This window comes from Xanthomonas sp. AM6, assembly GCF_025665335.1.
Lineage (GTDB): Bacteria > Pseudomonadota > Gammaproteobacteria > Xanthomonadales > Xanthomonadaceae > Xanthomonas_A.
Map to the genome: position 1 here is coordinate 4,685,246 of NZ_CP106869.1, position 16,910 is coordinate 4,702,155.

Annotated in this window: 18 protein-coding genes; 6 read left to right on the plus strand and 12 right to left on the minus strand. The window is 72.4% G+C overall.

The genetic code is table 11. From position 1 onward, the window contains the following. The first annotated feature begins 8 nt into the window (after window positions 1-8). The 3 genes from OCJ37_RS20080 to OCJ37_RS20090 are packed head-to-tail and all read left to right on the plus strand — an operon-like array spanning window position 9 to window position 3,222. A complete protein-coding gene (locus OCJ37_RS20080; protein ID WP_263111441.1) occupies window positions 9-785 on the plus strand; it encodes a beta-ketoacyl synthase chain length factor in 777 nt (258 codons plus the stop codon). Beyond that, complete coding sequence (locus OCJ37_RS20085; RefSeq protein WP_263111442.1) at window positions 782-1,600, plus strand: glycosyltransferase family 2 protein; 819 nt, start codon at window positions 782-784, stop codon at window positions 1,598-1,600. The genes OCJ37_RS20080 and OCJ37_RS20085 overlap by 4 nt, the downstream gene beginning before the upstream one ends. Next, entirely contained in the window at window positions 1,597-3,222 is a 1,626-nt protein-coding gene (locus OCJ37_RS20090; protein WP_263111443.1) for an NAD(P)/FAD-dependent oxidoreductase, read from the plus strand. Before OCJ37_RS20085 ends, OCJ37_RS20090 begins: the two co-directional genes overlap by 4 nt. Before the next feature lie 126 nt (window positions 3,223-3,348). Here OCJ37_RS20090 and OCJ37_RS20095 read toward each other — a convergent pair whose 3' ends face one another. The 11 genes from OCJ37_RS20095 to xanC all read right to left on the minus strand — a co-directional run bounded on the left by OCJ37_RS20095 (window position 3,349) and on the right by xanC (window position 12,229). Continuing rightward, a complete protein-coding gene (locus OCJ37_RS20095) occupies window positions 3,349-4,287 on the minus strand; it encodes a hypothetical protein (RefSeq protein WP_263111444.1) in 939 nt (312 codons plus the stop codon). Window positions 4,288-4,302: 15 nt separating this feature from the next. Beyond that, window positions 4,303-4,521, minus strand: a complete 219-nt coding sequence (locus OCJ37_RS20100) for a hypothetical protein (RefSeq protein WP_263111445.1) — start codon at window positions 4,519-4,521, stop codon at window positions 4,303-4,305. A 287-nt stretch (window positions 4,522-4,808) separates the two neighbouring features. Beyond that, complete coding sequence (fabG, locus tag OCJ37_RS20105; RefSeq protein ID WP_263111446.1) at window positions 4,809-5,546, minus strand: 3-oxoacyl-ACP reductase FabG; 738 nt, start codon at window positions 5,544-5,546, stop codon at window positions 4,809-4,811. A gap of 158 nt (window positions 5,547-5,704) precedes the next feature. After that, window positions 5,705-6,148 (minus strand): hotdog family protein, encoded by a 444-nt coding sequence (locus tag OCJ37_RS20110; RefSeq protein ID WP_263111447.1) that lies wholly within the window; start codon window positions 6,146-6,148, stop codon window positions 5,705-5,707. After that, window positions 6,145-8,511 (minus strand): MMPL family transporter, encoded by a 2,367-nt coding sequence (locus OCJ37_RS20115; protein ID WP_263111448.1) that lies wholly within the window; start codon window positions 8,509-8,511, stop codon window positions 6,145-6,147. Before OCJ37_RS20115 ends, OCJ37_RS20110 begins: the two co-directional genes overlap by 4 nt. A gap of 97 nt (window positions 8,512-8,608) precedes the next feature. Further along, the gene (locus OCJ37_RS20120; protein WP_317633201.1) at window positions 8,609-9,256 is read right to left on the minus strand and encodes a LolA-related protein; all 648 of its coding nucleotides are present in this window, start codon (window positions 9,254-9,256) and stop codon (window positions 8,609-8,611) included. Then, complete coding sequence (locus OCJ37_RS20125; protein WP_263111449.1) at window positions 9,180-10,154, minus strand: lysophospholipid acyltransferase family protein; 975 nt, start codon at window positions 10,152-10,154, stop codon at window positions 9,180-9,182. The genes OCJ37_RS20120 and OCJ37_RS20125 overlap by 77 nt, the downstream gene beginning before the upstream one ends. Further along, window positions 10,151-10,438, minus strand: a complete 288-nt coding sequence (locus OCJ37_RS20130; RefSeq protein ID WP_263111450.1) for an ApeI family dehydratase — start codon at window positions 10,436-10,438, stop codon at window positions 10,151-10,153. The genes OCJ37_RS20125 and OCJ37_RS20130 overlap by 4 nt, the downstream gene beginning before the upstream one ends. 12 nt (window positions 10,439-10,450) lie before the next feature. Continuing rightward, window positions 10,451-11,200 carry a lysophospholipid acyltransferase family protein gene (locus tag OCJ37_RS20135; RefSeq protein ID WP_263113749.1) on the minus strand — a complete coding sequence of 250 codons (750 nt, stop codon included), beginning with the start codon at window positions 11,198-11,200 and terminating at the stop codon, window positions 10,451-10,453. Between the two features lie 53 nt (window positions 11,201-11,253). After that, a complete protein-coding gene (locus OCJ37_RS20140; protein ID WP_263111451.1) occupies window positions 11,254-11,985 on the minus strand; it encodes a COG4648 family protein in 732 nt (243 codons plus the stop codon). Then, entirely contained in the window at window positions 11,960-12,229 is a 270-nt protein-coding gene (gene xanC / locus OCJ37_RS20145) for a xanthomonadin biosynthesis acyl carrier protein XanC (RefSeq protein ID WP_003470209.1), read from the minus strand. The genes OCJ37_RS20140 and xanC overlap by 26 nt, the downstream gene beginning before the upstream one ends. A gap of 128 nt (window positions 12,230-12,357) precedes the next feature. On the opposite strand from xanC, the gene OCJ37_RS20150 reads away from it, so the two are divergent. The 3 genes from OCJ37_RS20150 to OCJ37_RS20160 all read left to right on the plus strand — a co-directional run bounded on the left by OCJ37_RS20150 (window position 12,358) and on the right by OCJ37_RS20160 (window position 15,459). Beyond that, on the plus strand, window positions 12,358-13,719 hold the full coding sequence (locus OCJ37_RS20150) for an NAD(P)/FAD-dependent oxidoreductase (RefSeq protein ID WP_263111452.1): 1,362 nt from the start codon (window positions 12,358-12,360) through the stop codon (window positions 13,717-13,719). Next, the gene (locus tag OCJ37_RS20155; protein WP_263111453.1) at window positions 13,716-14,726 is read left to right on the plus strand and encodes a chorismate transformation FkbO/Hyg5 family protein; all 1,011 of its coding nucleotides are present in this window, start codon (window positions 13,716-13,718) and stop codon (window positions 14,724-14,726) included. The genes OCJ37_RS20150 and OCJ37_RS20155 overlap by 4 nt, the downstream gene beginning before the upstream one ends. 199 nt (window positions 14,727-14,925) lie before the next feature. Beyond that, complete coding sequence (locus OCJ37_RS20160) at window positions 14,926-15,459, plus strand: P-loop nucleotide/nucleoside kinase family protein (protein ID WP_263111454.1); 534 nt, start codon at window positions 14,926-14,928, stop codon at window positions 15,457-15,459. 80 nt (window positions 15,460-15,539) lie between these two features. On the opposite strand, the gene OCJ37_RS20165 is transcribed toward OCJ37_RS20160, so the two are convergent. Beyond that, on the minus strand, window positions 15,540-16,901 hold the full coding sequence (locus OCJ37_RS20165) for an AMP-binding protein (protein WP_263111455.1): 1,362 nt from the start codon (window positions 16,899-16,901) through the stop codon (window positions 15,540-15,542). Window positions 16,902-16,910: the final 9 nt, after the last annotated feature.

Here is a 16,910-nt window from a genome sequence, read left to right on the forward strand (position 1 = left end):
GCACGCCGATGTTGACCGCGACCATCGAAGGCATCGGCTTCTGGACCGGCGGCCTGCCCAACTGGGCGGCGGCGCGCGCCTTCGCCAGCGGCGCCGGCACCACGCTGGAGACCCCGGCGCGGCCGGCGTCGCAGCTGCTGGCGGCCAACGAGCGGCGCCGCGCGCCGGACACGGTGGCGGTGTCGCTGGAAGTGGCGCTGGCCGCATGCCAGGACGCCGGCCGCGATCCGGCCACGCTGCCGTCGGTGTTCACCTCCACCCACGGCGACCTGGCGATCACCGACTACATGTGCGCCACGCTGGCCGACGATCCGCTGGCGATCTCGCCGACCAAGTTCCACAACTCGGTGCACAACGCCGCCGCCGGCTACTGGACCATCGGCGCCGGCGCCACCGCCGCGGCGACCGCGATCAGTGCGCACCGCGCCAGCTTCGCCCAGGGCCTGCTGGAGGCGCTGTCGCAGCTGGCCGCCGGCGAGGAGGCGATCCTGCTGGCCGGCTACGACAGCCGCTCGGCCGGCCCGCTGGGCCGCGTCTCGCACAGCGAGGGCCTGCTCGGCGGCGCGCTGGTGCTCGGCGCCGCGGCGCTGCCGGGCAAGCCGCGCCTGCGCGTGCGCCTGGGCGACGGCGCGGCAGACGCCGACGGCGGCGCGCTGGCCCGGCACGCCGCCGGCAATGCGATGGCGCCGATGCTGGCGCTGTTCGACGCGCTGGCCGCCGGCGCCGCCGGCTGCACGCTGGACGCAGGCGGCGGCCGCTGCCTGTACGTGGAGCTGGCGGCATGAGCCGCAGCCCGCTGAGCGCCGCCGATGCCGCGATCCTGATTCCGGCATTGAACGAATCGCTGCGCATCCGCGAGGTGGTCGGCGATGCGCTGGCGCACTGCCCGCGGGTGATCGTGGTCGACGACGGTTCCGACGACGGCACCAGCGACTGCATCGCCGACCTGCCGGTGACGCTGATCCGCCACCCGCAGCGGCGCGGCAAGGGCGCCGCGCTGCGCAGCGGCTTCGCCGAGGCGCAGCGCCAGGGCGCGCGCGCGGTGATGACGATGGACGGCGACGGCCAGCACAGCGCCGCCGACTTCCCGCGCCTGCTGGCCGCGGCCAACCGCCATCCCGGCTGCGTGATCGTCGGCGCGCGGCTGCGCAAGCGCGCCAGCCAGCCGACCATCCGCCGCATCGGCAACGACTTCGGCGACTGGGGCATCGCCTGGGCCTGCGGCTTCCAGCTGGTCGACAGCCAGAGCGGGCAGCGCCTGTACCCGCAGTCGGTGTTCACCCTGCCCGACGTGCCCGGCGAAGGCTTCGTGTTCGAGGCGCAGTTGCTGATCTCCGCCGCGCGCCAGGCCGGCGCGCGGGTGGTCGCGGTGCCGATCGAGACGCGCTACGCGCACCAGGCCGGCGAGTTCCGCAAGAGCCATTTCCGCCTGGTGCGCGACCTGTGGAAGATCACCTCGCACGTGGTCGTGCAGGTCTGCAGGTACGGCCAGGTGCTGCGCGAATACCGTCGCGTCCGCGCCAATCCGGTGCTGATCGACGATGCCCCCGGCGGATTTCCCGAGGTGCCCACACCTTTCGACAAGGAAGAAACGACATGAACGAGCAGCACGCGGATGTGGTGATCACCGGCGGCGGCCTGGCCGGGCTGACCCTGGCCCTGCAACTGCGCCAGCGCGACCCGGCACTGCGCATCAGCGTGCTGGAACGGCGGGCGCATCCGGTACGCGAGGCCGCGTTCAAGGTCGGCGAATCCTCGGTGGAGATCGGCGCGCACTACTTCGCCAACGTGCTCGGCCTGCGCGAGCACCTGGAAACCGAGCAGATCCGCAAGTTCGGCTTCCGCTTCTTCTTCTCCGACGGGCGCGAGGACATCGACCGCTGCACCGAGCTGGGCGTGAGCCAGCTGCTGCCGACGCCGTCGTGGCAGATCGACCGCGGCCGCTTCGAGAACTTCCTCGGCGAGCGCGCCCGCGCGCTGGGCGTGGAGTTCATCGACGGCTGCACGGTGCGCGGCATCGACCTGGCCGACGACGACGCCGACCACCAGGTGCGCTACGAGCGCGACGGCGCCGCGGCGACGCTGCGCGCGCGCTGGGTGGTGGACGCCAGCGGCCGCGCCGGCCTGCTCAAGCGCAAGCTGGGTCTGGCCCAGGACAACGCGCACAACGCCAACGCGGTGTGGTGGCGGGTGGACGGGCTGGTGGATCCCAACGCCTGGTCGCAGGACAGCGGCTGGCTGCAGCGCTGCACGCCGCCGGACCGCTGGCGCTCGACCAACCACATGTGCGGCCCGGGCTACTGGTTCTGGCTGATCCCGCTGTCCTCCGGCGCGCATTCGCTGGGCATCGTCTGCGATGCGCAGATGCATCCGCTGGAGACGATGAACACCCACGACAAGGCGATGGCCTGGCTGCGCACGCACCAGCCGCAGGTGGCGCGCACGCTCGAACAGAGCCAGCACGCGCTGCAGGACTTCCTGTTCCTGCGCAAGTTCTCCTACGGCTGCAAGCAGGTGTTCTCGGCGCAGCGCTGGGCGCTGACCGGCGAGGCCGGGGTCTTTCTCGACCCGTTCTATTCGCCGGGCAGCGACTTCATCGCCATCTCCAATACCTACATCTGCGAACTGATCGGGCGCGACCGTGCCGGAGGCAACCTCGCGCCCTACGCCGAGCTGTACCAGCAGCTGTATTTCTCGTTCTACGAGAACACCCTGACCCTGTACCAGGACCAGTACCCGCTGTTCGGCGACGCGCAGGTGATGCCGGTCAAGGTGATCTGGGACTACACCTACTACTGGGCGCTGCTGGCGCCGCTGTTCTTCTCCAACCGCATCGCCGACCTGCCGACGCTGGGCCGGTTGCGCCCGGACTTCACCCACGCGCGCGAACTCAACCTGGGCATGCAGGCGCTGCTGCGCGACTGGGGCCGCCACAACGCGGCGCAAGGCCAGCCGGAAGCCGACGGGCGGCTGCTCGACCAGTACGTGATCGGCTGGTTCCACCAGCTCAACGCGGCGCTGAACGATGTGCTGGACGACGCGGCGTTCGTCGCGCGCGTACGCGAGAACGTGGCGCGGATGAGCTGGCTGGCGCGCGAAGTGCTGGGCCAGGCGCGGGCGCAGCATCCGCAGATCGATGGCCACGGCCTGGACGCGCTGCTCGCCGATACGCTGGACGGCGAGCGCTCGCTGGCCGCCACCTGGTACGCGCGCGCAGCGTAGCGTCCGCACGGCCTGCCGGGACGGCACGGGACGCGGTGATCGGGATCGGCGACCGGCCGCGCCGAGCGCCATGGCGCTGGCGGTCGCTGCCGACGATCGCCGCGTCGCGCGCGGCGGCGTGAGCGCTCACTCCGCGTCGGCGGCCCGCGGGCGCGGCGCCTGCGCGGCGGCGTCCCGCTCCGCGTCGCCCTGCTCCGCCTCCGCCGGCTCGCTGCCGAAACGGTCGAACACGTCCGGATCGAACAGGCTGGCGTTGGCGATGTCGCCGGTGGAGATCACCTTCGCCGCCGGCAGCTCGGAGCCGGAGAAGATGTCCTCGGAGTAGTTCTCGGTCACCACCACCCGCAGGGTCTGCGCATCGCGGTAGCCGCTCCACACCGGGATCAGGCGCAGGTACGGCGAGGCGTCGGCGCGCAGCGGCGGGATCCATTCCAGCCAGCCCGCGTAGACCTTGCGGTCCTTCAGCGACAGCAGCACCGGCACCGGCGCGAGCAGGCCGTCGCTGGTCTCCAGCGCGTCCAAGCGATCGGCCGGGTGCGCCTGCGCATCCAGCCCGGCCTGGTCCGCCGCCGAGCGCGACGACAGCACCCGCGACAGCCAGCGGCGCAGGCGCAGCGGCGGATGCCACAGCATGCGTATCGCCAGTTCGGCGACGAAGCCGCGGGTCCGCACCTGCTCCACGCGCAGCACGCTGAGGAAGAACAGCCGCTCCAGGCTGTTGTAGGTGCCGGTGCCGTACAGCCACAGCGCCGCCTCGTCGCGCGGCCAGAACCAGTTGATCCACACCCGCAGCGCCAGGCAGATCAGGAAGGCGAGCAAGGCGGTGCCGATGCCCGGATACGGCGCGACCAGATGCAGCAGGTGCCAGGCCTCGCGGCCCCAGGCGGTGGCCATCAACAGCACCGCCAGCACCCGGGCCATCGCCAGCGCGAGGATGCCGACCAGCGCCGAGGCCATCAGCAACTGTTCCTTGCCCTGGCGCGAGGCCCAGTAGGAGGTGATGAAGGTGAAGTTGACGAACAGATAGCCGCCGATCAGCGGCAACAGCAACTGGTTGAAAGGCATTCCTTGCCCCCGCGGCTATTTGGCGCGCTTGGCCTCGACGCGGCCGCGGACCGTGCGCGCCACCTTGCTCACCGCCTGGCGCCCGGACTCGCTGTTGAAGAACGCCTGCAGGTCCACGCGCACGCCCGACCCGGTGAACACGGCATAGGTGCGGTCCTTGAGCTCGGACACGGTCGCGACCGTGCCGCCCGGGACCCGGCTGGGGCGCTTCTTGCTGGCAGGCACGACGGACATGTCCCGACTATAGGCCCGCCCCGCCCGCATTCCAAGTACCGCGCCGCGGGCGCCAGGGCGCGTCGCCATTCCCGAACGGGTCGCATTGGGCCGGTCAGGTCGCGCGCCGGTGCCGCGTGGCGCAGCGCCTGGCCGGTGGGCGGGTCGAGCCGCGCGGTACCGGCGGACGGCCTGACAGGCGCCAACCCGCAGGGCCACGCTTGCGCGTGCACGCCGCCGTATCGGCGCTGCCGCGAACCCGCATGCGCGGGCGTGGCGCGCGCCGTTCAGGGGACGGATGACACGTCCTAGCCCATGCCGCCGTTGACGCCGATCACCTGGCCGTTGACGTAGCCGGCCGCGTCCGAGCACAGGAAGCCGACCAGCGCGGCGACCTCGTCCGGCCTGCCGGCGCGGCCGGCCGGCACCAGTTGCTTGATCGCCTCCGGCGCGAACGCCTCGCCGGCCATCGCGCCCTCGATGACCCCGGGCGCGACCACGTTGACGCTGATCCCGCGGCTGGCCATCTCCCGCGCCAGCGACTTGCTGGCGCCGTGCAGCGCGGCCTTGGCCGCGGCGTAGTTGGTCTGGCCGCGGTTGCCGAGCACCGCCGCCACCGACGACACGCTGACGATGCGGCCCCAGCGCGTGCGCGCCATCGGCAGCAGCAGCGGCTGGGTCACGTTGAAGAAGCCGTGCAGCGACACGTCGATGACCCGGTGCCATTGCGCCGCGTGCATCCCGGCCATCGGCGCGTCGTCGTGGATGCCGGCGTTGTTGACCACCACCTGGATCGGCCCGGCCTCCAGCAGCGCGGCCAGTGCCGCGGCGCTGGCATCGGCGTCGGCCACGTCGAACGCCACCGCCTCGGCGCTGCCGCCGGCAGCGGCGATGTCCTGCACCACCGCCGCCGCGCGTGCCAGATTGCCGTTGGCGTGCACGATCACGTGCAGCCCGTCGGCGGCCAGGCGCCGGCAGATCGCCCCGCCCAGGTCGCCGCTGCCACCGGTGACCAGGGCGCGGCGCGCGGAAGAAGGCTGTGACATCGTAGTTCCTCGGGCGGAAGGGGGCGGGGTCGCCATGCTAGCGATTCGCGGGCGTGGCGCCAGCGTATGCGGCGTTTGCAGGAGCGGCTTCAGCCGCGACGCGTTGCTGACAGAGCCTGTCGCGGCTGAAGCCGCTCCTACAGACGCCAGTCGAAACGCTACGCCGCGCCGAGCATCACCGTGGCGCGGCCTTCGGCCAGCAGCTGGCCGCGATGGACGATGCGGAAGCCGTATTGCTGGCTGTCCTCGGCCTGCAGCAGCACTTCGGCCTCGCACTCGATCGCCTCCGGCAATGCCTCCAGATCGGCCACGTGCAACTGCACGCCGCGCAGCGCGACCAGCATGCCCGGGCGCACCGGCTTGCCGCTGGCGCGGCCGAGCAGGCCGCCGTGCACCGCCATCGCCTGCGCGCCGTATTCGCACAGGTGCAGCGCGCGCAGGCGGCCGCCGCTGCGCAGCGGATGCTCGGCGGCGCGGTGCGCCAGGCTGCGCAGCACGATGCGCTGCGCGTCCCAGGCCAGCACCTCTTCCCACAGGCACATCAGGCCCTGGTGCGGCACCAGCGCCGCGATCGCGTCGCGTCCGCGCGGCAGTTCGCTCATGCGCTTGCCTCCCCGTGCACCACGGCCGGCGCGGCGCTGGCGTCCTCGCGCGAGACCAGCAGCGCCAGCACGAAATTGAACAGCACGCCCAACGCCACGGTGCTGCCGATCGCGCGCAGCACCGGGATGCTGGAGGCGGCCAGCAGCGCGAACACCAGCAGCGTCATCAGGCTGCACACGATCAGGGCATGCAGCGTGCGCAGCTGGTCGGCGCGGTCGTCGCCGGCATGGTCGAAGAACAGCGCGTAGTCCAGGCCCAGGCCGGCGGCCAGGATCAGCGCGATCAGGTGGAACAGGTTCAGTTCGACCCCGCAGCCGCGCAGGATCGCCAGGATCAGCAGCGTGGTCAGCGCCATCGGCAACAGCACGCGCACGATCCGGCGCGGCGTGCGCAGCGCCAGCGCCACGGTCAGCGCCAGCAGCAGCGCGGCGATGCCCAGCGCGCCGAGCACGCGGCCGCGGTAGGCGGCGACCAGCGATTCGGAGGCGTCCTTCAGGTCCAGCAGCTGCGCGCCGCTGCCCTGCACCGCGCCGGCCAGCCGCGCCGGGTCGCGCAGGCCGGTCAGCGACACCAGCGCGGTGGCGTGGTCGGCGCGGTCCAGCAGCAGGCCGTCGACGGTGGTCGCCAGCGGCGTGCCGCGCAGGTCGCGCGCGGTCAGCGGCGGCGCGCTGCGGGCGCGTTCCAGGTCGGCCAGGAACGGGGCGAAGGCGTCGGCGCGGAACGGCGTGGCGGCCACCGCCGCGGCGGTCAGCGCACGCGCCTGCGCCGCGTCCGGCAACGCCGCCTGGCGCCGCCGCTGGGTCGCCGCGCTGGGCAGGTAGCGCGCGGCCATGTCGTAGCCGGCCAGCTCGCCACGCGCGACCAGCGCGTCCAGGCGCGGGCGCAGCCGCTCGGACGCGGCCAGCGCGGCATCGGCCGACGCCGCCGGCAGCGACAGCACGTAGCGCACGTCCGGCGCGCCCAGTTCCTGGCGCAGGTGCGCGTCGCGGGCCAGGCCGTCGGCCGGCACCGGGGTCAGCTTGGACAGGTCGTTCTGCCAGAACGGGCCCGGCGCGAACGCGATCACCGCCGCCGCGGCCAGGGCCAGCGCCAGCAGCGACCAGCGCGGCCGCGGCAGCCGCGCGATGCCGCGCCACAGCCGCGCCAATGCGGGCGAGTCGGCGTGGTCGCGCGGCGAAGGATCGATCAACGCCGGCAGCAGCAGGCGCGTGGTCAGCGCCGCCACCAGCAGCCCGGCGATGGTGAACACCGCCAGCTGGCGCAGGCCGTCCACGCCGGAGAACAGGAAGGTGACGTAGGCGATGCAGGTGGAGACCACGCCGGTGGCCAGCGTCGGCCACAGGTGGCGCGCGTTGGCGCGCGGGTCCAGGCCCGGGCGCTGATGGCTGAACAGGTGGATCGGATAGTCCTGGACCACGCCGATCAGGGTGAAGCCGAACGCCACGGTGATGCCGTGCACGCCGTCGAACAGCAGCGCCACCGCGCCCAGCCCGGCCAGCCCGGCGCTGGCCAGCGGCAGCACGCCCAGCACCGGGATCTTCCAGCTGCGGTAGGCGACCAGCAGCAGCACCACCAGGCCCAGCGTATCCAGCATGCCGATCCACTGCGCCTCGTTCTGGGTGCGCCCGCCGATCTCCACCGAGAACGCGCCCGGCCCGGTCAGGGTCAGGCGGCTGGCGCTGCCGGCGCTGGCCTTGGCGAAGGCGGCGTGGATCGCGTCCACCGCGCGCTGTTGCCCGGTCGGGTCGAACCCGGCGGCGCGGGTCTGCGCGACCAGCAGCGCGTCCTTGCCGGCGCGGTCGAACCAGACCCCGTCGCGCTGCTGCGGGCCGCCGGCCGGCTGCAGGCTCTCGGCCAGATGCAGCATTTCCAAGGTCGGATCGCGCGGCAGCAGCGGCTCGACCATCGCCGCGGCCGGCGAGCCCAGGTCCTGCAGCCGTGCCTGCAGCGCGTCGGCCAGCGTCGGCGCATCCAGCGGATGCGCGTCGAAGCTGTCGCTGAGCAGGTAGCGGTAGGCCAGCAGGCGCTCGGGAATCGCGTCCAGCCCGGCATCGGCGCCGTTGGCGACCAGCTCGAAGGTGTCGCGCTGCGCGGCCAGCTGCGCGCGCAGCGCCTGCGATTGCCGCGCCAGCGTCGCCGCATCGGCGCCGGACAGCGACATCAGCAGCAGCCGCGAGCCCGGGCCTTCGCCGAGCTCGTCGAGCAGCAGGGTCTGCGCGGGGGTCTGGGCTTCGGGCATGAACTTGCGCAGGTCGCCGGACACCTGCAGCACGTTGCCCAGCCACCAGCCGCCACCGGCCAGCAGCGCCAGCCACAGCAGCGCCAGCGCGATGCGTGCCTTCGAACCCAATTGGCGTTTCATCGCTGCGACCCGGCAACGGCCCGCATATCCGGCACCGCGGCCGCGCAGGCGGCGGCGCACGGCGCGGGCCGCTGCGCGCTATCGCAGGCGGGGCGCATCAATGCGCGTCGCCGTGGCACAGCGCGGTCAGCGCATCGGTCTCGAGGAGGCTGGCCGCGTCGCGCGCTGCGCCGGCCAGCAGGGTGCGCTGCACGTCGCCCTTGGCCGGGGTGGTCTCGATGCAGCGCAGCTCGGCACCGCGCCCGTACAGGCGCAGGCTGCGCACCTGCGCGGCCAGCGCCGGGTCCCTGGGCTGCAGCTGCAACTGCCAGCGTTCGCGGGTGCCGCTGCTGCTCAGCGCGTAGTGCTGCTGCAGCTGCGCGCGGTCGCCGGACAGCAGCGCGCCGAAGCCGTTCTGCAGGCCGGCCAGTTCCGGCACCCGCGCCAGCGAGAAACGCCGCGGCGCCTTGCCGGCGCGTTCCAGGGTGGCCTCGCCGCCGCGCAGGGTGGTGGTCTCGCGGTACGGCGCGGTGACTTCGCGCACCAGGGTGTCGGTGTCCGGGCGGCGGTACTGGCCCTGCACCCGCAGCGGCGCCTTCAGCAGCGCCGAGCCGCGCAGTTCGACGAAATCGGTACTGACCGGGACCGGCCGCGCCAGCTTCTGCAGGATCCAGCCGGGGTCCAGCGGCTCAGGCGGCGCGGCGCACAGCGGTGCGGCGCTGCACAGCAGTATCAGCATCCACGGCAAGGTGCGACGCATCGGCATGGCGGTTGTTCCAGAAATCGTAGAAGTTGAACCAGTTGTACGGCGCGGAGCGCGTGTAATGTTCCAGCCTGGCGGCGTAATCGCGGATGAGCGCCGCCAGCACCGGCGCGCGCTGCCGCCGCGGCAGGTCCAGGCCTTCGCTGAACGTCTCGAACACCAGCTGGTAGCGGTTGCCGCCGCGGTACAGGCCGAACGCCAGCACCACCGGCACCTTCAGCGCCGCGGCGATCAGCCACGGCGAGGTCGGGAACATCGCGCCCTGGCCGATGAACGCGGCCGGCAGCGCCGGGTCCTCCGGGCGCGGGCGGTCCACCAGCAACGCGACCAGCGCGCCTTCGTCGGCGGCCTGCTTGATCGCCATGACGATCGAGGTGCTGTCCATGCCGGCATCGATGATGTTGGCCGCCAGCTGCGGATTGAGCGCGCCCAGCAGTTCGGTCATCGCCGGGTTGTGCGCCTTGTCCAGCACCACCTTGACCTGCACGTCGGGGCGTTCGGTGGCCAGCACCCGCAGCGCGTCGAAGCTGCCCAGGTGAGAGCCGAAGATCAGCACGCCGCGGCCGCGGTCCATCTGCGCGTGCAGCTGCTCCAGGCCCTGGATGTCGACCTGGAAGCGGTGCATCTGCCCGCACAGCATGAACACCCGGTCCAGGATGGTCGAGGCGAAGGTGTGGATGTGCCGGGCCACGTCCAGCAGCGTGGCCGGGCGGTCGAACACGCGGCTGAGGTAGTCGCGCGAATCGCGCCGCTCCGGGCCGCGCACCAGCAGGAAATACAGGGTGATCGGATACAGCAGCAGGCGCCCGACGGCGCGGCCGCCGTAGCGGGCGATGCTGCGGATCAGCCACAGCGCGAACCGGCCGCCGCCTTCCGGACGGTGCTTCCAGCTGGCGCTCATGGCGCCGCGTCCGCGACCAGGTCGCCGCTGACCAGCAGGTCCTCGCCGCGGCGCACGCGGAAGCGCCAGCGCGGCGCCGCCCCGTCCAGTTCCACCCGCGCCGGCTGGCCGGGCAGCAGCGGCTGCAGGAACTTCACCTGCGGCAGGCGCAATGGCCCGCGCGCGCCGTGCACGGCCTCGACGGCCTGCAGCACGTGGTCCAGCACCACCACGCCGGGCACCACCGGGTGGCCCGGGAAATGCCCTGGCAGGCTGGGATGATCATGCGGTACGACGAAATCCATAAGGGCAGCGGCTCATATCCTGGGTTCGAGCATGGCACGGACGGCGTGGTGCGCGCGTTGGGTCAGCTGTTGCCGGTCCAGCGGGCCATCGGCGCCGTTCACGTTGATCGGCGCGCCGATCCGCACCCGGATCACGCCGGGCCGGACCCGGAACAGGCTGGTCGACGGCAGCACCTTGCCCGCCCCGTCCAACGCCACCGGCACCACGTCCACGCCAGCATCGATAGCGGCCTGCAACAGCCCCGCCTTGAATTCGGCCAGTTCGCCGCTGCGGCTGCGGGTGCCTTCCGGGAACAGGCACAGGTCCTGGCCCTGGCGCAGCAGCGCCGCGGCCTGGCGCCGGACCATGGCCCCGGCGCGGCGGCTGTCGCGGTCCAGGAACAGCATGCCGGTGGCGCGCGCGTACCAGCTCACGAACGGCACCTGCAGCATTTCGTCCTTGAGCAGGAAGCGCAGCGGCACCGGCAGCGCCGCGAACAGCGCGCAGATGTCGATGATCGACTGGTGGTTGCTGACGAACAGGTGGTTGCGCGACCAGTCCACCCGCTCCTGGCCTTCCACCACCAGCCGCGCCCCGGCGCCGAAGAACAGCACCGGCGCCCACACCCGCGCGCCCATGCGCAGCGGCAGGCGCGGCCCGCACAGCAGCAGCAGGCCCAGCGCCGCGACGATGCCCACCGCGGTGAAGGCCAGGGTGAACAGCAATTGCACTGCGTTCCACACGGCCCAGGCCATGCGCGACGGCATCCCTGCCTGCGGCATCTTCAGTTTTTCCTTGGTGATCTGCACAACCCTCTGCCCCCGCGATGCGCGCGTCAGCGCAACAGATCGCGCCAAAAGACCGGCCCCAGCCGCGCCAACCGGTGCAGGAAGTCAGGCAGATTACGGTAGGGACGCTGCGGAAACCAGCGCCCGCGCAGGAAGTACTCGCCGACGAAGAAGCCGCCGATGACCCCGTAGCCCAGCAGGTTGGCGATCAGCGAGGCGCGCGCGTCGCCGATCGGCAGCGGCGAGGCCTGTCCCAGCTGCGCCAACACCCCGCTGGGCACGGCGCACAGCGCCAGGACCAGGTTCAGCACGGTCATGGCGGCCAGCAGCAGCGTCCAGGCCAGGGTCAGCCGGCGCGTGTAGCGCAGTTGCGCGGGGGTGAGCGGCAGGTTCGCCTGGCGGTACAACGCCTCGACGATGCGCGAGATCAGCGGGGTGCGCCCGCGCTGCAGGCTGCGCCCGAAGAACCAGGCCACCCACGCGGTGAACAGCACCGGCGGCGCGGCCAGCAGCAGCAGGGCGTGCGGCGAGCGCCACAGCGGCGCCAGCAACGCCAGCGCCAGCAACGCCAGCGCCCAGGCCCATGGCCGCCGCCGCGCCATCGGCTCCACCAGCAGCATCAGCACCAGCGCCGCGCCGGCCAGCACGGCCAGGTCGGAACGGTGCGCGGCATTGGCCCAATGCGCCAGCGGCGAATACGCCAGCGCCAGCAGCACGCTCAGCGCCAGCGCCCAGGGCGCGGCGTCGGCCGGATCAGCTGGTCTTGTTGGCTTCGACATGCGCCGACAGTGCGCGCAGCGAGGCGAAGATGCGGCGGTTTTCGTCGTTGTCCGAGCGCAGCTGGAAGCCGTAGCGCTTGCTGATCGCCAGCGCCAGCTCCAGCGCGTCGATCGAATCCAGTCCCAGCCCGGTGTTGAACAGCGGCGCCTCCGGATCGATGTCGCCGGGCTGCACGTCCTCCAGGTTCAGGCTCTCGACCAGCAGCTCGGCCAGTTCACGTTCGGCGGCGGTTTGCGAAGACATCCAGGGGCTTCCAGGCTAGAGGACGGGTGCGACAAGATGGTGCATCGGGCGCAGCGGCGCAACTGCCCGATCCTGGCCGGCAAGCTATCATGCCGTCCGTCTTACATGTCCGCCGCAGGTTTTTCAGGATGAATCCCACCGCCGCCGTCTCCGCGCCCTCCCCCGCCACGCCGCAGGCCGCCGCGGCGGAAACGCCCGACGTGCTGGTGATCGGCGGCGGCCCGGCCGGCTGCGCCGCGGCCACCCTGCTGGCGCAGAAGGGCTGGCGGGTGACCCTGCTGGAGAAGGACCACCACCCGCGCTTCCACATCGGCGAATCGCTACTGCCGATGAACGTGCCGATCCTGCAGCGGCTGGGCGTGCTCGAGCAGGTGCGCGCGATCGGCGTGCTCAAGCTCGGCGCCGACTTCCCCAACGACGCCGGCGGCTACAACACCTTCCGCTTCGCCAACGCGCTGGGCGCGCAGTCCGACTACGCGTTCCAGGTGCCGCGCGCCGAGTTCGACCGGGTGCTGTTCGCCCACGCCCGCGCCGCCGGCGCCGACCTGCACGAGGGCGTCAAGGTCGAGGCGGTGCAGCTGGACGGCGAACGCCCGCTGGTGCAGGCCCGCGGCGCCGACGGCGTGCGCACGTTCCGCCCGCGCTACCTGATCGACGCCAGCGGCCGCGACACCTTCCTCGGCAACAAGCTCAAGCTCAAGCGCGCCAACGCGCAGCACCAGTCGGCGGCGTTGTTCAGCCATTTCCGTGGGGTGGCGCGGCGCCCCGGCGAGGACGCCGGCAACATCAGCATCTACCGCCACCCGCATGGCTGGATGTGGCTGATCCCGCTGCCCGACGACGTGATGAGCGTCGGCGCGGTGTGCTACCCCGAATACATGAAGACCCGCCAGGGCGACAGCGAAGCGTTCCTGATGCGCACCCTGGCGCTGAACCCGGACGTGACCGCGCGCATGGCCGGCGCGCAGCGCGTGGCGCCGGTACACGCCACCGGCAACTACGCCTACGAATGCACGCGCATGGGCGGGCCGCGCTGGCTGATGCTCGGCGACGCCTACGCCTTCGTCGACCCGATGTTCTCCTCCGGCGTGTACCTGGCCATGCACAGCGCCGAGCGCGGCGCGGCGATGGTCGACGCGGCGCTGCGCGATCCGGCGCGCGAGGCGCGGCTGCAGCGCGGCCTGGAGAAACACCTGCGCCGCGGCCTGGCCGAGTTCAAGTGGTTCATCTACCGCTTCACCTCACCCACCATGCGCGACCTGTTCGCGCAGCCGCGCAACGTGCTGCAGGTGGAACAGGCGGTGGTGGCGATGCTGGCCGGCGACGTGTTCGACAACCGCGCGGTGCTGCGCCGGCTGCGCGTATTCCGCGCCATCTACGCCATGTCCGCGGCCGCGATGCTGCCGCGCGCCTGGCGGTCCTGGCGCCAGCGCCGCCGCCAGGCGCGCGAACACTTCCAAGGCGACACCCTGCACGGAGACAAATCATGAGCCGGCCGTACCCGCAGTTCCCGCCCCACGACCAGCGGCATCCGCAGCTGCAGGTGGACTACGTCGCCGAGACCGATCCGGGCGAGCTGCTGCGCGACGAACGGGTGCTGGCGGTGTTCGGCTTCGGCAACGACGCCCCGCGCCACGATGATCCACGCTACCTGCGCGTGCCGCTGCAACCGCACGGCCCGCGCATGCTGGAGATCTGGCGCACCGACGCGCCGGTGCGCAGCGGCCGCGACGGCGACATCGCCTGGGCCAGCGACGGCCGCCTGCAGTTCGGCGTGATCGAGATCGACGAGCAGGCGCTGGAGATCGAAGAGGCCTCGGCGCTGGCCTATGCGCAGATCACCGCGTTCGTCGCCGGCAGCGCCACGCCGCGCCTGCTGCGCATCTGGAACTACCTCGACGCGATCACCCTGGGCAGCGGCGACCGCGAACGCTACCGCCAGTTCTGCGTCGGCCGCGCGCGCGGGCTCGGCGATTTCGACACCAGCCAGCTGCCGGCCGCCACCGCGGTCGGCCGCTGCGACGACGCGCGGGTGATCCAGATCTACTGGCTGGCCGCCGCGCAGGCCGGCACGCCGCTGGAGAACCCGCGCCAGGTCAGCGCCTACCGCTACCCGCGCCAGTACGGCCCGCAATCGCCGAGCTTCGCCCGCGCGATGCTGCCGCCGGCCGGCAGCGACATGCCGCTGCTGCTGTCCGGCACCGCCAGCGTGGTCGGCCACGCCTCGATGCACAGCGGCCAGCTGCTGGCGCAGCTGGAGGAAACCTTCGCCAACTTCGACGCGCTGCTGGCCGCCGCGCGCACGCACGCCCCGGACCTGCCGACCCAGTTCGGCGACGGCACCCGGCTGAAGGTCTACGTGCGCGAAGCGGCCGACCTGCCGCTGGTCGCCGAAGCGCTCGACGCCCGCTTCGGCAACCGCGTCCCGCGCCTGCTGCTGCACGCGGTGATCTGCCGCAACGAACTGGCGGTGGAGATCGACGGCGTGCATGGCTGAGCGTGCGCGCGGCCGGGCGCGCCAGCTCGCCATCGCCGCGATGGCGGGTGCGGTTTGCTCGACCAGGCGTCGAGCAATGCAGGACGTTCGGTCGCGACCGCCGCTGCGGTTCGCCACCTGCAGATGCACGCACCCGAATCCCAAGTAACGTCGCCAGCTGCTCGGCGGCGTCCGCTCCAGATCCTCGCACTGGCATGCCATGTCCGACAGTCGCCGCAAGATCGTGATCGTGTCCGGCGCACCTGGCGCAGGCAAAACCACCTTGGCGGTACCGCTCGCCACACGGCTCGGGTTTCCGCTGTTCTGCAAGGATTTCATCAAGGAAACGCTGACCGACACCCTCGGCGACAGCGGCGGCGATCTCGCCGCATCGCGCCGGATCGGCGGCGCGGCGATGGAACTCCTCTGGTCGCTGGCACGCCACGCGCCGCACGCGGTGCTGGAAGCCAACTTCCGGCCCCGCAGCGCGTACGAACGCGACAGACTGGCCAGCCTGGACGCGGTCATCGTCGAGGTTCACTGCGACTGCGGGCCAGACGAAACCGCCCGACGTTTTCGCAATCGGGCGACGGCAGGCACCCATCACGCTGCGCATCCATTGAAAGAATTGTCGCCGGACATGCTTGCTGAGTACGCCGGACCGGTGGGACTAGGGACTGTGGTCGCGGTGGATACGCGCGTGCCGGTGGACGTGGAGCGGCTCGCCGCGGAGGTGTCGAGCGCCTTGTCGTGAAGAGCGGTGGGTGGTCAGCCGCGTACTCCGCAGATGCGCCGGACACCTGGGGCGCTGCGGCGTCCGGCGCTGACCAGTCTTCAGCCCTCGCGCTCGCCCATCAACAGCGCCAGCAACCGGTCGCGCGGCAGCTTGCCGGTCTCGTTGCGCGGCAGGGCGTCGAGCTTGCGCAGGCGGCGCGGCAGGAACACCGGGTCCAGTTCGCGGCGCAGGGCGGCCAGGATCGCGGCGTCGTCCAGGGTCGGCGCGACCACCACGGCGGCGATGCGGCCAACCGCCTGACCGGGTTCCGGTTCCAGTTGCAGCATCGCGCCGTCGACCACGCCCGGCAGCGCCAGCAGGCGCCGGGTCAGGTCGGCCAGCGAGGCGCGCTTGCCGGCGATCTCCAGCAGGTCGGCCTGGCGGCCGCGCACCTGGAAGCGGCCGTCGGCGGCCACGTCCATCAGGTCGGCCAGCAGCACTGGTTGCGGCAGGTGCGGCGCGTGCACCAGGGTGCCGTCGGGCTGCGGCAGCACGCGCACGCCGGGCAGCGGGGTCCACTGCGCCTCGCATGCGGTGCGCCGACTGGCGAACACGCAGGTCTCGGTGGAGCCGAACATCTCGCGCACTTCGCCGCCGAAGCGGGCCTCGGCGGCCCTGGCCAGTTCCTGTGCCAGCGGCGCGGTGGCCGAGACGATGCCGGCCAGCGGCGGCAGCGCCACGCCGGATTCGACCAGCGCGCGCAGGTGCACCGGCGTGGTCACCAGCAACCGCGGTGCCGGCACCTGCGCCAGCGCGCGCGCCACGTCCTCGGGGAAGAACGGCCGCCCGGCATGCACTGCCAGCGGCGTCACCAGCGGCAGCAGCACCGACAGCTCCATGCCGTACATGTGCTGCGGCGGCACCGTCGCCACGACCTGCGGGATTTCGTCGGCCTGCCAGAGCCCGGCCAGCGCCAGCAGGTCCTGGCGGGTGCTGGTCAGGAAACTGCCCCAGGTCTTGGGATTGGGCTTGGGCGCGCCGGTGCTGCCGGAGGTGAAGCCGATCGCGACCAGCGCATCGGCGGCCAGCTGCGGCATGTCGCCGTCCAGGCGCGGCAGCGGCTCGGGCAGCTGCCAGTAGTGCGGCGGCGGCTCGGCCAGCGCCAGGTCGCCCAGGCAGTAGCTGTCGGCATGGCTGCGCTGCACCTCGGCGACCACCGCCGGCGCGCGCGAGGACGGCAGCAGCGAGGTCTGCCCGCGCAGCGCCACCGCGCAGAACGCGACCATGAAGCGGTAGCGGTCCTCGCACAGGTTCAGCGCGTAGCGGCCCGGCGGCAGCGCCGCGGCCAGGCCGCGCACATGGCCGAGGAAGGTGCCCAGGTCGATGTGCTGGCCGCCGGCATAGGCCAGCGCGCGGTGCGCGTCGCCAACCGCAAGCGGATACGACGGGAGCGTGGAAACAGGGGAAGGAACGGCAGGCATGCGTGGCGA

Excerpts from the sequence above, each read along its gene's own strand:
- OCJ37_RS20080 (WP_263111441.1), top strand. The coding sequence starts at position 9 with ATGTTGACCGCGACCATCGAAGGCATCGGCTTCTGGACCGGCGGCCTG.
- OCJ37_RS20085 (WP_263111442.1), top strand. The coding sequence starts at position 782 with ATGAGCCGCAGCCCGCTGAGCGCCGCCGATGCCGCGATCCTGATTCCG.
- OCJ37_RS20090 (WP_263111443.1), top strand. The coding sequence starts at position 1,597 with ATGAACGAGCAGCACGCGGATGTGGTGATCACCGGCGGCGGCCTGGCC.
- OCJ37_RS20095 (WP_263111444.1), bottom strand. The coding sequence starts at position 4,287 with ATGCCTTTCAACCAGTTGCTGTTGCCGCTGATCGGCGGCTATCTGTTC.
- OCJ37_RS20100 (WP_263111445.1), bottom strand. The coding sequence starts at position 4,521 with ATGTCCGTCGTGCCTGCCAGCAAGAAGCGCCCCAGCCGGGTCCCGGGC.
- fabG (WP_263111446.1), bottom strand. The coding sequence starts at position 5,546 with ATGTCACAGCCTTCTTCCGCGCGCCGCGCCCTGGTCACCGGTGGCAGC.
- OCJ37_RS20110 (WP_263111447.1), bottom strand. The coding sequence starts at position 6,148 with ATGAGCGAACTGCCGCGCGGACGCGACGCGATCGCGGCGCTGGTGCCG.
- OCJ37_RS20115 (WP_263111448.1), bottom strand. The coding sequence starts at position 8,511 with ATGAAACGCCAATTGGGTTCGAAGGCACGCATCGCGCTGGCGCTGCTG.
- OCJ37_RS20120 (WP_317633201.1), bottom strand. The coding sequence starts at position 9,256 with ATGCCGATGCGTCGCACCTTGCCGTGGATGCTGATACTGCTGTGCAGC.
- OCJ37_RS20125 (WP_263111449.1), bottom strand. The coding sequence starts at position 10,154 with ATGAGCGCCAGCTGGAAGCACCGTCCGGAAGGCGGCGGCCGGTTCGCG.
- OCJ37_RS20130 (WP_263111450.1), bottom strand. The coding sequence starts at position 10,438 with ATGGATTTCGTCGTACCGCATGATCATCCCAGCCTGCCAGGGCATTTC.
- OCJ37_RS20135 (WP_263113749.1), bottom strand. The coding sequence starts at position 11,200 with ATGCCGCAGGCAGGGATGCCGTCGCGCATGGCCTGGGCCGTGTGGAAC.
- OCJ37_RS20140 (WP_263111451.1), bottom strand. The coding sequence starts at position 11,985 with ATGTCGAAGCCAACAAGACCAGCTGATCCGGCCGACGCCGCGCCCTGG.
- xanC (WP_003470209.1), bottom strand. The coding sequence starts at position 12,229 with ATGTCTTCGCAAACCGCCGCCGAACGTGAACTGGCCGAGCTGCTGGTC.
- OCJ37_RS20150 (WP_263111452.1), top strand. The coding sequence starts at position 12,358 with ATGAATCCCACCGCCGCCGTCTCCGCGCCCTCCCCCGCCACGCCGCAG.
- OCJ37_RS20155 (WP_263111453.1), top strand. The coding sequence starts at position 13,716 with ATGAGCCGGCCGTACCCGCAGTTCCCGCCCCACGACCAGCGGCATCCG.
- OCJ37_RS20160 (WP_263111454.1), top strand. The coding sequence starts at position 14,926 with ATGTCCGACAGTCGCCGCAAGATCGTGATCGTGTCCGGCGCACCTGGC.
- OCJ37_RS20165 (WP_263111455.1), bottom strand. The coding sequence starts at position 16,901 with ATGCCTGCCGTTCCTTCCCCTGTTTCCACGCTCCCGTCGTATCCGCTT.